The 12121-nt window shown below is 67.1% G+C and carries 12 protein-coding genes; 3 read left to right on the top strand and 9 right to left on the bottom strand.

The features are described from left to right. Positions 1–31: 31 nt before the first annotated feature. The 8 genes from IFT71_RS05155 to IFT71_RS05125 form a co-directional block, all read right to left on the bottom strand. Positions 32–385 carry a HesB/IscA family protein gene (locus IFT71_RS05155; protein WP_031441054.1) on the bottom strand — a complete coding sequence of 118 codons (354 nt, stop codon included), beginning with the start codon at positions 383–385 and terminating at the stop codon, positions 32–34. A gap of 127 nt (positions 386–512) precedes the next feature. Then, positions 513–974: an SUF system Fe-S cluster assembly protein gene (locus tag IFT71_RS05150; protein ID WP_192139499.1), complete on the bottom strand. Its 462-nt coding sequence runs from the start codon at positions 972–974 to the stop codon at positions 513–515. Further along, positions 971–2179 carry a cysteine desulfurase gene (locus tag IFT71_RS05145; RefSeq protein ID WP_197976069.1) on the bottom strand — a complete coding sequence of 403 codons (1209 nt, stop codon included), beginning with the start codon at positions 2177–2179 and terminating at the stop codon, positions 971–973. Before IFT71_RS05145 ends, IFT71_RS05150 begins: the two co-directional genes overlap by 4 nt. A 2-nt stretch (positions 2180–2181) precedes the next feature. Beyond that, complete coding sequence (locus IFT71_RS05140) at positions 2182–3255, bottom strand: SufD family Fe-S cluster assembly protein (RefSeq protein ID WP_192139495.1); 1074 nt, start codon at positions 3253–3255, stop codon at positions 2182–2184. Between the two features lie 157 nt (positions 3256–3412). After that, the gene (gene sufC / locus IFT71_RS05135; RefSeq protein ID WP_192139493.1) at positions 3413–4156 is read right to left on the bottom strand and encodes a Fe-S cluster assembly ATPase SufC; all 744 of its coding nucleotides are present in this window, start codon (positions 4154–4156) and stop codon (positions 3413–3415) included. 2 nt (positions 4157–4158) lie between these two features. Continuing rightward, on the bottom strand, positions 4159–4428 hold the full coding sequence (locus IFT71_RS21205) for a hypothetical protein (protein ID WP_206757441.1): 270 nt from the start codon (positions 4426–4428) through the stop codon (positions 4159–4161). Further along, positions 4425–5915, bottom strand: coding sequence for a Fe-S cluster assembly protein SufB (sufB, locus tag IFT71_RS05130; protein WP_056020496.1), 1491 nt, complete (start codon positions 5913–5915; stop codon positions 4425–4427). Before sufB ends, IFT71_RS21205 begins: the two co-directional genes overlap by 4 nt. Positions 5916–6039: 124 nt before the next feature. Beyond that, the gene (locus IFT71_RS05125; protein WP_031441060.1) at positions 6040–6468 is read right to left on the bottom strand and encodes an SUF system Fe-S cluster assembly regulator; all 429 of its coding nucleotides are present in this window, start codon (positions 6466–6468) and stop codon (positions 6040–6042) included. A gap of 235 nt (positions 6469–6703) precedes the next feature. On the opposite strand from IFT71_RS05125, the gene IFT71_RS05120 reads away from it, so the two are divergent. The 3 genes from IFT71_RS05120 (at position 6704) to IFT71_RS05110 (ending at position 11571) form a co-directional block, all read left to right on the top strand. After that, complete coding sequence (locus tag IFT71_RS05120; protein ID WP_192139491.1) at positions 6704–7735, top strand: quinone-dependent dihydroorotate dehydrogenase; 1032 nt, start codon at positions 6704–6706, stop codon at positions 7733–7735. A gap of 91 nt (positions 7736–7826) precedes the next feature. Next, the gene (ggt, locus tag IFT71_RS05115) at positions 7827–9581 is read left to right on the top strand and encodes a gamma-glutamyltransferase (RefSeq protein WP_192139489.1); all 1755 of its coding nucleotides are present in this window, start codon (positions 7827–7829) and stop codon (positions 9579–9581) included. 199 nt (positions 9582–9780) lie between these two features. Beyond that, positions 9781–11571 (top strand): AMP-dependent synthetase/ligase, encoded by a 1791-nt coding sequence (locus IFT71_RS05110; protein WP_192139487.1) that lies wholly within the window; start codon positions 9781–9783, stop codon positions 11569–11571. 33 nt (positions 11572–11604) lie between these two features. Here IFT71_RS05110 and IFT71_RS05105 read toward each other — a convergent pair whose 3' ends face one another. After that, the gene (locus IFT71_RS05105) at positions 11605–12090 is read right to left on the bottom strand and encodes a hypothetical protein (protein ID WP_192139485.1); all 486 of its coding nucleotides are present in this window, start codon (positions 12088–12090) and stop codon (positions 11605–11607) included. Between the last annotated feature and the right edge of the window lie 31 nt (positions 12091–12121).

Below are 12121 nucleotides of genomic sequence, written 5' to 3'. Positions count from 1 at the left end.
TTCGCGGGGACACATTAGCTCACGGCAGAATTTAGACCGTGAAGCTCTCCCCGCACCCGCACGCACCCTTGGCGTTGGGGTTCTGGAACACGAACCCGGCGGTGAAGTCGTCCTCGACCCAGTCCATCGTCGAGCCGATCAGGTACAATATCGACCCGCCATCGACGAACAGCGTGCCGCCGGGCGTGTCGATCCGTTCGTCGAACGGCTTGGCCTCGCTCACATAATCGACCGAATAAGCGAGCCCCGAACAGCCGCGCTTGGGCGTCGACAGCTTGACCCCGATCGACTCCTCCGGCGCGCGCGCCATCAGGTCCGCGATCCGCGCATGCGCGGTCGCGGTCAGGTTCAGCGCCGCGGGCCGTGCTCGTAATGTCGTCGCCATGGCTCGTTCCTTCCATCTAAAGCCCCTCCCCTTCAGGGGAGGGGTTGGGGTGGGGCGCTCGACCGGGTCGCGCGCTTGGGGTAAGGCCCCACCCCCGTCCCCTCCCCTGAAGGGGAGGGGCACGTCGTTACAGCATGCCCAGTTCGAGCTTCGCCTCGTCGGACATCTTCTGCGGATCCCATGCCGGATCCCACACCAGATTCACCTCGGCGACACCGACACCCGGCACCGCACCGACGCGCATCTCGACCTCCATCGGCATCGATTCCGCGACCGGACAGTTCGGCGTGGTCAGCGTCATCGTGACGACCGCATGCCCGTCCTCGGTCACCTCGACGCCGTAGATAAGCCCCAGGTCATAGATGTTCACCGGGATCTCGGGATCATAGATGTCCTTCAGCGCGTCGATGATCGCATCATAGACCGCGCCGCCCGGTTCGCCGGGGGAGTCCACCTGCGGCTTCTGCGCCAGGAACCCGGCGAGATAGTCGCGCTTGCGCTCGGCATCCGTGTCGGTGTCCAGCACGACGCGCGCCTTGGGCGGCGGCTGCACCGCCTCGACTTCCTCGATCTCGAACCGATCGCTCATCCAAATATCCTCGTTACTCGCGCGATACCGCGCACCAGCGCATCCACGTCTGCCGGACCGTTATAGACACCGAAGCTCGCCCTGGCCGTCGCCTCGACGCCCAGCATCTCCATCAGCGGCTGGGCGCAGTGATGGCCCGCCCGGATCGCGACGCGCTCTTCGTCCAATATGGTGCCGATGTCGTGCGGATGAACCCCTTCGATCGTGAACGAGACGATCCCCGCCGAATCCGCCGGCCCATAGAGCCGCACCGAATTGATCCCCGACAGCGCCTCGCGCGTCGCGGTCACCAGCGCGGTCTCATGCGCGTGGATCGCCGCCAGCCCGATGCTCTCGACATAGTCGATCGCGGCATGCAGCCCGAGCGCACCGACGATATGCGGCGTTCCCGCCTCGAACCGTCCCGGCGCCGGCGCGTACGTCGTCTTCGCGAACGACACCTTGTCGATCATCGACCCGCCACCCTGATAGGGCGGCATCGCCTCGAGCAGCTCGGGCTTTGCCCACAGCACGCCGATCCCGGTCGGGCCGTACAGCTTGTGGCCTGAGAACACGTAGAAGTCGCAGCCGATCGCAGACACGTCGACCGCGATCCGCGGCACCGACTGGCAGCCGTCGAGCAGGATCTTCGCGCCGACCGAGTGCGCGATCTCCGTCGCGCGCTTGGCGTCGAGCACCGAGCCGAGAACGTTCGACACATGGCCGAGCGCGACCAGCTTGTGCGCGGGCGTGATCATCCGCTCCATCGCGTCGAGATCGATGCAGTGGTCCGCGGTCAGCGGCAGCACGTCGATCGCGACACCGCGCGCCTCTGCGATCATCTGCCACGGCACGATGTTCGAATGATGCTCGAGCATCGACAGCAGGATGCGGTCGCCCGCCTTCAGCTGAGTCCCCGCCCAGCAGGTCGCGACCAGGTTGATCGCCTCGGTCGCGCCGCGCACGAACACGATCTCGTCGGGCGATCCTGCGCCGATGAACCGCGCCACCGCCCGCCGCGCCGCCTCGTACGCGACGGTCATGTCAGCCGAGCGCTGGTACACGCCGCGGTGCACGGTGGCATAGGTCTCGCCGTACGCGCGCGTGATCGCGTCGACCACGGCTTGCGGCTTCTGCGCGGTGGCAGCGGTATCGAGATACGCCCAGCCCTCGGGAATCGCCGGGAAGTCCGACACCCGGTCGAGCGGGCGCGTTTCGAGCGTCAAAGTCACAGCGCCGCCTCCAGCCACGCATCTGCGTCCGCGACGAATGCGTCGCGCACCGTCTCGTCCGCGATCTGCGCGAACGCGTCGCCGACGAACGCGCGCGTCAGCAGCGCCTGCGCCTTGGCATGCGGGATGCCGCGGCTCTGCATGTAGAACAAGGCGCGCTGGTCGAGCTCGCCGACCGTCGCGCCGTGCGCGCACTTCACGTCGTCCGCGAAGATCTCGAGCTCGGGCTTCAGATTGACCGTCGCGGTCCGCTTGAGCAGCAATCCGCGCAGCGACTGCACGCCGTCGGTCTTCTGCGCATCGCGCGCCACCTCGACGCGCGCCGCAAGGCTCGCGGTCGACGTGTCCGCTGCGACCGCGCGCCAGATCTGCTTGCTCTGCCCGTTCAGCGCGGCATGCCGCACCGACAGCGCGCATTCCTGCCGCTGGTCGCGCCGCGTCAGCAAGGCGCCGCCATATTCGGCGAACGCATCGTCGCCCGACACGGTGATCGCGCCATCGATCCGCGTCCCCGCATCGCCCGCGCCGAGCATCGTCACGATCAGGCTCGCCCCTGCGCCGACATCCGCCTCGTCGCGCACCGACACGAAGCCCGCGGTCTGCAGCAACCGCACCGCGCGCGTCAGCTTCGCGCCCGCGCCGAGCGTCATCCGCGTCGACCGGTTCGACCAGCCGGTCCCGACATAGGTCTCGACCACCGACGCCTGAGCGCCGTCCGCGAGGATGATCTCGGCGGGAACATGGTTCTCGCCCCCGGTCGCGATATGGACGATCTGGATCAGCTCCGCCGAAGCGTGCGCCTCGACACGCAGCGACCAGCCATGACCGGTCGTTCGCGCGCCCAGCACATGCGTACCACCCTCGAGCGGCGCGATCGCGACATGCCGAAGATCGCTGCGACCCTCGTCGAGCACGCCATCGACGAACACCGCCCGCGCGCTCTCGAGCTCAAGGAACCACGACCCCGCCAGCGCCTCACCCCGCGGCAGCCCCGCCGCCGCCGCGATCGCCGCCGGATCACCCCAGCGCCACGATTCCTCGCGCGTGGAGGGAAGTTCGAGAACGCTCATGATGCGGCCCACGAAAACGAGGATGGTTCACGCGAAGGCGCGAAGGCGCGAAGAAGCGTTGGAAGGATATTGCTGACGAGATTATTGACCACACGCCCTTCGCGCCTTTGCGCCTTCGCGTGAGCCCAATCTTTCCTGCCTGCGGCGCGAAGGGAGATCATGCGGCGATCCCCACATAGCCTTCGCTCTCGAGCTGCTGCGCGAGTTCCTTGCCGCCCGACCGGACGATCCGCCCGTCGGCAAGCACATGGACAAAGTCCGGCTCCACATAATCGAGCAGCCGCTGATAATGCGTGATCAGCAGCACCGCCTTGTCGGGGGCGCGCATGATGCGGTTGATACCGTCGCCGACAACGCGCAGCGCATCGATGTCGAGCCCTGAATCGGTCTCGTCGAGGATCGCGAACTTCGGGTTGACGATGCCCATCTGCACCATCTCGTTGCGCTTCTTCTCGCCGCCCGAAAAGCCGACATTCACCGGCCGCTTGAGCATGTCGTAGTCCATGCCGAGCAGATCCGCCTGCGCGCGCGCAAGCTTCAGGAACTCGCCGCCCGACAGCGCCTTCTCGTCGCGCGTCGCACGCTGGGCGTTGAGCGCCTCGCGCAGGAACTGGACGTTCGACACGCCGGGGATCTCGACCGGATACTGGAAGCCGAGGAACACGCCCGCTGCGGCGCGCTCATGCGCCTCGAGCTCGAGCAGGTCGACGCCGTCGAACGTCACCGAACCAGACGTGACCTCGTACCCGGGCCGCCCGCCGAGCACATAGCCCAGCGTCGACTTGCCCGCGCCGTTCGGCCCCATGATCGCGTGCACCTCGCCCGCATTCACCTCGAGCGAGAGCCCCTTAAGGATTTCATTGCCGTCGATCTCGGCGTGGAGGTTTTCAATTTTCAGCATTTTCACTTCATCTTCTGTAAAGATTTCGACCACTGTCTTGATTTATGACCATATATCCGAGCACCACAGATCATTCCCAAGTAGGCAATGACCGCTTCGACAATAGCTGTGCCGGCTTCAATAGGTCGGTGGTCAAGCCAATAAGATACGCCAACGATGCCCAAACAACATACAATCCAGTAGAACCGACGCTGCGTTATGATGCCCAGAACAACCCCGCCTAGAAAATACGGGATGACCATTCCAATCATCATGGGAACGAAGGCAGTCACCCCACAGACCCTTCCAGCGAAATCCCCAGCAGCTTCTGCGCCTCGACCGCGAACTCCATCGGTAGCTGCTGCAGCACCTCCCGCGCGAAACCATTCACGATCAGCGCGACCGCGGCCTCCGCATCCAGCCCGCGCGACATCGCGTAGAACAGCTGGTCCTCGGAGATCTTCGACGTCGTTGCCTCATGCTCGATCTGCGCGGACGGGTTGCGGACCTCGATATAGGGCACGGTATGCGCGCCGCACTGGTCGCCGAGCAGCAGGCTGTCGCACTGGGTGAAGTTGCGCACGCCTTCCGCAGTCGGCGCGACGCGCACCAGCCCGCGATAGGTGTTGTCCGACCGCCCCGCCGAAATCCCCTTCGACACGATCGTCGAGCGCGTGTTCTTGCCAAGGTGGATCATCTTCGTGCCGGTATCGGCCTGCTGGCGATTGTTCGTCACCGCGACCGAATAGAATTCGCCGACCGAGCCATCCCCCGCCAGCACGCACGACGGATATTTCCACGTGATCGCGCTGCCGGTCTCGACCTGCGTCCAACTGACCTTCGAATTCTTCCCCTGGCACAGCGCGCGCTTGGTGACGAAATTGTAGATCCCGCCGACGCCGTTCTCGTCGCCCGGATACCAGTTCTGCACGGTCGAGTACTTGATCTCGGCATCGTCGAGCACGACGAGTTCGACGACCGCCGCATGCAGCTGGTTCTCGTCGCGCATCGGCGCGGTGCAGCCCTCGAGATAGGAGACGTACGACCCCTTGTCGGCGACGATCAGCGTGCGTTCGAACTGACCGGTATTCTCGGCATTGATCCGGAAATAGGTCGACAGCTCCATCGGGCAGCGCACGCCCTCGGGAATGTAGACGAACGTGCCGTCGGAGAAGACCGCCGAGTTGAGCGTCGCGAAGTAATTGTCACGCTGCGGCACGACCTTCCCGAGCCATTTCCGCACGAGATCGGGATATTCCTTGATCGCCTCGGAGATCGACCGGAAGATCACGCCCGCGGCCTCCAATTCCTTGCGGAACGTCGTCGCGACCGAGACGCTGTCGAACACCGCGTCGACCGCGACGCGACGCTTCGGCGTACCGTCCTCATTCAGCGGATCCTCGACCACGCCCGCGAGCATCTTCTGCTCGCCGATCGGGATGCCGAGCTTTTCGTAAACGCGCAGGATCTCGGGATCGACCTCGTCGAGGCTCCCGAGCTTCGGCTTCGCCTTGGGCTCCGCGTAATAATAGGCGTCCTGATAATCGATCGGCGGCACGTTGAGCTTCGACCAGTCGGGTGCTTCCATCGTCTGCCACAGCGCGAACGCCTTCAGACGCCAGTCGAGCATCCACTGCGGCTCGCCCTTCTTGGCGGAAATGAAGCGCACCGTGTCTTCCGACAGGCCCTTGGGCGCGAATTCCTGTTCGATGTCCGAGGAGAAGCCCCACTCGTACGTCTTGTTCGCGGCGGCATAGGCCTCTGCGTTCCGGGTAGCCATCATTCCATCTCCGCCGCAACGCGGCTCTCTAAAAACTCTGCGATCTCTGCGTCTCTGCGCGAATATGAGATTTTGCGCGCGGAGGCGCAGAGATCGCGGAGAAAGGGGTAAGTCGCTGCGCGCGTCATGCGGGCACCGGCGAATTCGGGACTTGCAAAAGGCTGGCGAGCGTCACGCCGGCGAGCGCGCCGCGGACTGCGCCGTTGACCGCGTTCCAGTGCGGCTTCACCTTGCACGTCTGGTCGATGCAGCAATCCTGCGCCGCACCGTCGACGCATGCGGTCAGCGCGATCGGACCCTCGACCGCCTCGATGATGTCGGCAAGCGAGATCGACGCAGGCGGCCGCGACAGGCGAAACCCGCCGCCGGTCCCGCGCGTGCTCTCGATCAGCCCCGCCGCCGACAACCGGCTGACCAGCTTCTGCACGGTCGGCAGCGGCACGCCGGTCTCCTCGCTCAGCAGCGTCGCGTTCAGCCGCGCGATACCACCGCAATGACGCGCCGCGGCGCTCATCATCACGACCGCATAGTCGGCTAGGCTGGAAAGACGCATGGTGGCTTGTGAGTCCAATCGGACCGATATGATCCGATTGACAAATGGGCTTTGCAAGGGGCAGCGTCAACCCGTCCGCCAGTGCTAACGACTCGCAACTGAGTCCACTTCGTCATTCCCGCGGAGGCGGGAATCCACTCTGCCTTTTGCGCCTGCGGACGGATGGATTCCCCGCCTGCGCGGGGATGACGGAAGAAGGGTTTGGCCGCCCCAGCCGATCTGGGTAAGAGCGCGCATGGCATTCTACCACCCGCTTCTCTTCCGCCTCGACGCCGAACGCGCGCATGGCCTGACGATCGCCGCGCTCGCCGCATGGGGCAAGGCGGGCACGCCGCTCGCGCCATCCGTCCCGCGGCTTGCGACCAGCGTGGCGGGGATCGCCTTCCCCAACCCGGTCGGCCTCGCCGCCGGCGTCGACAAGGACGGTCGCGCGATCGACGGGTTCTTCGGGCTCGGGTTCGGCAGTGTCGAGATCGGCACGCTCACCCCCCTGCCCCAGCCCGGCAACCCGAAGCCGCGCATCTTCCGTCTCCCCGAAGACCGCGCGGTGATCAACCGCCTCGGCTTCAACAATGGCGGCCTCGACGCGGCGCTCGACCGTGCGAAAGCCCATGCGCGCGGCAAGGGCGTGCTCGGCATCAATGTCGGCGCGAACAAGGATGCGAGCGATCGCACCGCGGATTACGTCCACGGCGTCACCCGCGCCGCGCCGCACGCCGATTACATCACGATCAACATCAGCTCGCCCAACACGCCGGGCCTGCGCGATCTGCAGCATGGCGCAGCTTTGCGCGACCTGCTCGCCGCCTGCACCGCCGCCAAGGGCACCACGCCGATCTTCCTCAAGGTCGCGCCCGACCTAGAGCCCGCGGATATCGACGACATCGCCCGCGCCGCGATCGACAACCGGATCGACGCGCTGATCGTCAACAACACGACGATCGGCCGCCCCGGCCTGCGCTCGGCGAACGCGACGGAAACCGGCGGCCTGTCGGGCGCCCCGCTCGCCCCGCTCGCGCGCCAGCGCCTCGCCGACTTCCGCAAGGCCACCGGCGCCGCGATCCCGCTGATCTCGGTCGGCGGCATCGGCAGCGGCGCGGAAGCCTATGCCCGCCTCCGCGCGGGCGCGAGCCTCGTCCAGCTCTACACCGCTCTGGTGTATGAAGGCCCCGGCCTCCCCGCACGGATGCTGCGCGAGCTCGACGCGCTGCTCACCCGCGACGGCTTCGCCAGCATCGCCGACGCGATCGGCGTCGACGCCCGCTGACACATTTCGTCATCCCGGCGAAAGCTGGGATGACGGCGAGTTTGCGGCGGACGCCTTGCCTCGCACCCGATCCGCGCTAGGTTCGCACGCGATGAAGACTCCCCTCCTAGCGCTCGCCCTCCTCCTCCCCACCGCCACCGCCGAAGCCCGCCGGACCGCCCCCACCCCCGCCCCCGCCCCGGCGAAGGACCAGGGCATGGTCAGCGCCGCCGACCCCCGCGCCGCCGCCGCGGGTGTCGAGATCCTGCGCGCGGGCGGCAGCGCGACCGATGCGGCGATCGCGACGATGCTCGCGCTCAACGTCGTCGAGCCGCAGAGCTCGGGCATCGGCGGCGGCAGCTTCTGGGTCAGCCATGCGGCGAATGGCGGGCTCAGCACGATCGACGCGCGCGAAAAGGCGCCTGCCGCCGCCGACCCGCGCTGGTTCTACGCCGCCGACGGCACCCCGCTCAGCCACCGCGACGCGGTCCCCGGCGGTCGCAGCGTCGGCGTCCCCGGCGCGCTGCGCGGCATTGCGCTCGCGCACCGCGCCTCGGGCAGGCTTCCCTGGACGCGGCTGTTCGACCCCGCGATCCGGCTCGCGACCACCGGGTTCAAGGCGTCGCCGCGGCTCGTCAACGGGATGAAGGCGTATGGCGGCCACATCACGCCTGAAACGCGCACGCTCTTTTCCGCCCCCGACGGATCGCCCGTCGCGATCGGCGCGATGATCAGGAACCCCGCCCAGGCCGCCTTGCTCCAGCGGATCGCCGCGCGCGGCGCCGACAGCTTCTATGTCGGGCCCGAGGCGCAGAAGATCGTCACCACGGTCAACACCGCCGCGCGCAACCCGTCGAAGATGACGACCGGCGACCTCGCCAGCTATGACGCGAAGACCCGCGCGCCGGTCTGCGTCACCTACCGCGTCCACCGCATCTGCGGCATGGGCCCGCCCTCCTCGGGGGGCATCACCGTGCTGATGATCCTGAAACAGCTCGAACGCTTCGACATGGCCAGGCTCGGCAAGGACAGTCCGCAGGCGTGGCACCTGTTCGCCGAAAGCTCGCGGCTCGCCTATGCCGACCGCGACCTCTATGTCGGCGATCCCGATTTCGTGTCGGTGCCGGTCAAGGGCATGCTCGATCCCGCCTATCTCGCCTCACGCTCGGCACTGATCCAGCCGACCACGACGATGGCCAGCGTCAGCGCAGGTTCGCCCCCCGGCGCCCCGGCCCGGCAATCCGCGCCGGTCAGCGAAGTCCCCGGCACCACCGACCTCGCGGTCGCCGATTCGCGCGGCAACGTCGTCGAGGTGACGACCACGGTCGAGGGCTATTTCGGCTCGGGGCTGACCGTCGACGGCACCGTGCTCAACAACCAGCTGACCGACTTCGACACCGTGCCTGAAAAGAACGGCTATCTCGTCGCCAACCGCGTCGAGGGCGGCAAGCGTCCGCGCAGCTCGATGTCGCCGACGATCGTCTACGGCCCCGACGGCAAGGTCCGGCTCGCGGTCGGTGCGGCAGGCGGCTCGACGATCATCGCGCAGGTCGCGAAGGCGATCATCGGCGTCGTCGACTGGAAACTGTCCGCACAGGATTCGATCGCGCTCGGCCTGATCTACGCGCCCGGCCATGTCGCCGCGGTCGAGAAGGGTACCGAACGCGAGGCGATGATCCCCGCGCTCGAGGCACTGGGCGAGACGGTGCAGGTCACCGCGCTCGGCCTCAAGGCGAACGCGGTCGAGCGCGTGAACGGCCGCTGGGTCGGCGCGGCGGACCCGCGCAGCGAAGGCGTCGGAATCGCGCAGGACGGCACCGTGACACAGATCCAGCGCGTCGGCGCGCTCCAGCGCGCGCCGGAATAGCATGCCCCGCCCCTTTGTCGTCATCCCCGCGCAGGCGGGGATCCATAGGCGCTGACGTCGGTGACCCCACATGCCGGTCAGCCAATATGGGTTCCCGCCTCCGCGGGAATGACGACGGACCGTTAGCAGACTATACCGCACCAAAGACCGAGCGGCCCCGCGAGGGGACACAGTTCGCAAGAGCGCCCCAGGAGAGACCATGCCCCGCCAGCTCGAACCCTTTCCCAACCTCGTCACCATGTTCTTCGCGCGCGCCGCGGAGCGGGGCGACTCGCCGTTCCTCTGGACCAAGCAGAGCGGCACCTGGGTGGCGACCAGCTGGGCCGACGCCGCGCGGCAGGTGGCGAGCCTCGCCACGGCGCTCACCGCGATCGGGCTCAAACGCGGCGACCGGGTGATGCTGGTCAGCGAGAATCGCCCCGAATGGTGCCTCAGCGACCTCGCGATCATGGCCGCGGGCTGCGTGACGGTGCCGACCTATGTCACCAACACCGAACGCGATCACCTGCACATCATCGAGAATGCGGGCGCCTGCGCGATCATCGTCTCGACCGCCAAGCTGGCAAAGACGGTGCTCCCCGCGGTCCTGCGCTCGAACCAGGCGCAGATCGTGATCGGGCTCGAGGACATGCGCGTTCCCGCCGCGATCGACTTCCACAACTGGCACGCACTGATCGCCGCGCACCCGACGAAGCCCGAGACCGCGGCGGCGCGCGCGACCTTCGCCCGCGACGATCTCGCCTGCATCATATACACCTCGGGCACCGGCGGCGCGCCGCGCGGCGTGATGCAGCATCATGGCGCGATCCTGCACAATTGCGCAGGCTGCGCTGCGGTCATCTCGGAGGATTTCGGCTGGGACGACGAGGTCTTCCTGTCGTTCCTGCCGCTCAGCCACGCCTATGAACATACCGGCGGACAGCATTTCCCGATCTCCTTGGGCGGCCAGATCTATTATGCCGAAGGCCTCGAAAAGCTCGCCGCCAATATCGAGGAAACGCGCCCGACGATCATGTTCGTCGTCCCCCGCCTGTTCGAGGTGCTGCGCACGCGCATCTCGAAGACGATCGAGAAACAGGGCGGCGCGTCGGCCTATCTGCTCGCCCGCGCGCTCGACATCGGCGCCAGGCGCTATGCGGGCAAGCTCCGCCTGATCGACCGGCCGGCGCAGGCCGCGGTCGCGACCTTGTTCAAGCCCAAGATCGCCAAGAAGTTCGGCGGCCGGCTGAAGGCGATGATCTCGGGCGGCGCGCCGCTCAACCCGGAGGTCGGGCTGTTCTTCGAATCGATCGGCCTCACCTTCCTCCAGGGCTATGGCCAGACCGAGGCCGCGCCCGTCATCTCGTGCAACCGCCCCAAGGCGGGCGTGCGGATGGACTCGGTCGGCCCGCCGCTCAAGGATACCGAAGTGCGGATCGCCGAGGATGGCGAGATCCTGGTCCGCGGCGAGCTCGTCATGCACGGCTATTGGCGCAACGACGCCGAGACCGCGAAGGTGCTGAAGGACGGCTGGCTGCACACCGGCGACGTCGGCGAGATCGACGCGCAGGGTCGCATCCGCATCACCGACCGCAAGAAGGACCTGATCATCAACGACAAGGGCGACAATGTCGCCCCGCAGAAGATCGAGGGGATGCTGACGCTCCAGCCCGAGATCGTCCAGGCGATGATCGCCGGCGACAAGCGCCCCTATATGGTCGCGCTGATCGTCCCCGATCCCGAATGGACGCAGCAATGGTGCGCGTCGAACGGCGATGCGTGCAATTTCAGCAGGCTGGCCGAGAACAGCGAGTTCCGGACCGCGCTGGGCCACGCGATCGAGCGCGTGAACAAGGACCTGACCGTCACCGAACGCGTCCGCCGCTTCGTGCTGGCGGACGGGCCGTTCACGATCGAGAACGAACAGCTGACGCCGAGCCTCAAGATCCGCCGCCACGTCATCCGCCAGGCCTATGGCGACCGGCTCGACGCGCTCTACCTCAAGGGCTGACGAATGGGGGGCCACATTGGACCCCCCGCCCCCTCAGGCTGCGCCCAGCGGAAGGTTGCTGCGCTTGCAGACATAGGTCGCCAGCTCCTCGCGCAGCGGCAGCCCGGCGATCGGGCGCAACGGACCGTCATAGGCGATGCTCGTCTCGACCAGCGAACGGCGCGGCGCGACGCCCAGGACGTGGAACAGGCGACGCTCGCAATCGACTTCGGTGCGGGCATAGGCGACGCGGCCGGCATGCTCCTGGCGGATGATCGCGATCACCGTACCGCCGATCGCCCGGCGCTCGCGCAGCAGGAAATAGCGCGAGGCGGTGTCCGACGGGGTCGGGATCAGGTCGCCCTTGACCGTCAGCGCGGGCGGCGCCGGCGCTGCGACGTCGGTTTCGCCCAGATTGCGCAGCGATACGCCTGCAGTGCTCATCGCATTGTTATCGACCGCATCGGTCGACGGCGCACCCGAACAGGCGGACACGCCCAATCCGCCGGCAACCGCCAGCGCTAACCACGTCTTCTTCATCAATACACTCCCGGGTATGAATCAGGTTCAA

Source organism: Sphingomonas sp. CFBP 13733, assembly GCF_014841795.1.
Classification (GTDB): Bacteria; Pseudomonadota; Alphaproteobacteria; order Sphingomonadales; family Sphingomonadaceae; genus Sphingomonas; species Sphingomonas aerolata.
This window is presented reverse-complemented; position numbering and strand designations above follow the sequence as displayed.

Excerpts from the sequence above, each read along its gene's own strand:
- IFT71_RS05155 (WP_031441054.1), bottom strand. The coding sequence starts at position 385 with ATGGCGACGACATTACGAGCACGGCCCGCGGCGCTGAACCTGACCGCG.
- IFT71_RS05150 (WP_192139499.1), bottom strand. The coding sequence starts at position 974 with ATGAGCGATCGGTTCGAGATCGAGGAAGTCGAGGCGGTGCAGCCGCCG.
- IFT71_RS05140 (WP_192139495.1), bottom strand. The coding sequence starts at position 3,255 with ATGAGCGTTCTCGAACTTCCCTCCACGCGCGAGGAATCGTGGCGCTGG.
- sufC (WP_192139493.1), bottom strand. The coding sequence starts at position 4,156 with ATGCTGAAAATTGAAAACCTCCACGCCGAGATCGACGGCAATGAAATC.
- sufB (WP_056020496.1), bottom strand. The coding sequence starts at position 5,915 with ATGGCTACCCGGAACGCAGAGGCCTATGCCGCCGCGAACAAGACGTAC.
- IFT71_RS05125 (WP_031441060.1), bottom strand. The coding sequence starts at position 6,468 with ATGCGTCTTTCCAGCCTAGCCGACTATGCGGTCGTGATGATGAGCGCC.
- IFT71_RS05120 (WP_192139491.1), top strand. The coding sequence starts at position 6,704 with ATGGCATTCTACCACCCGCTTCTCTTCCGCCTCGACGCCGAACGCGCG.
- ggt (WP_192139489.1), top strand. The coding sequence starts at position 7,827 with ATGAAGACTCCCCTCCTAGCGCTCGCCCTCCTCCTCCCCACCGCCACC.
- IFT71_RS05110 (WP_192139487.1), top strand. The coding sequence starts at position 9,781 with ATGCCCCGCCAGCTCGAACCCTTTCCCAACCTCGTCACCATGTTCTTC.
- IFT71_RS05105 (WP_192139485.1), bottom strand. The coding sequence starts at position 12,090 with ATGAAGAAGACGTGGTTAGCGCTGGCGGTTGCCGGCGGATTGGGCGTG.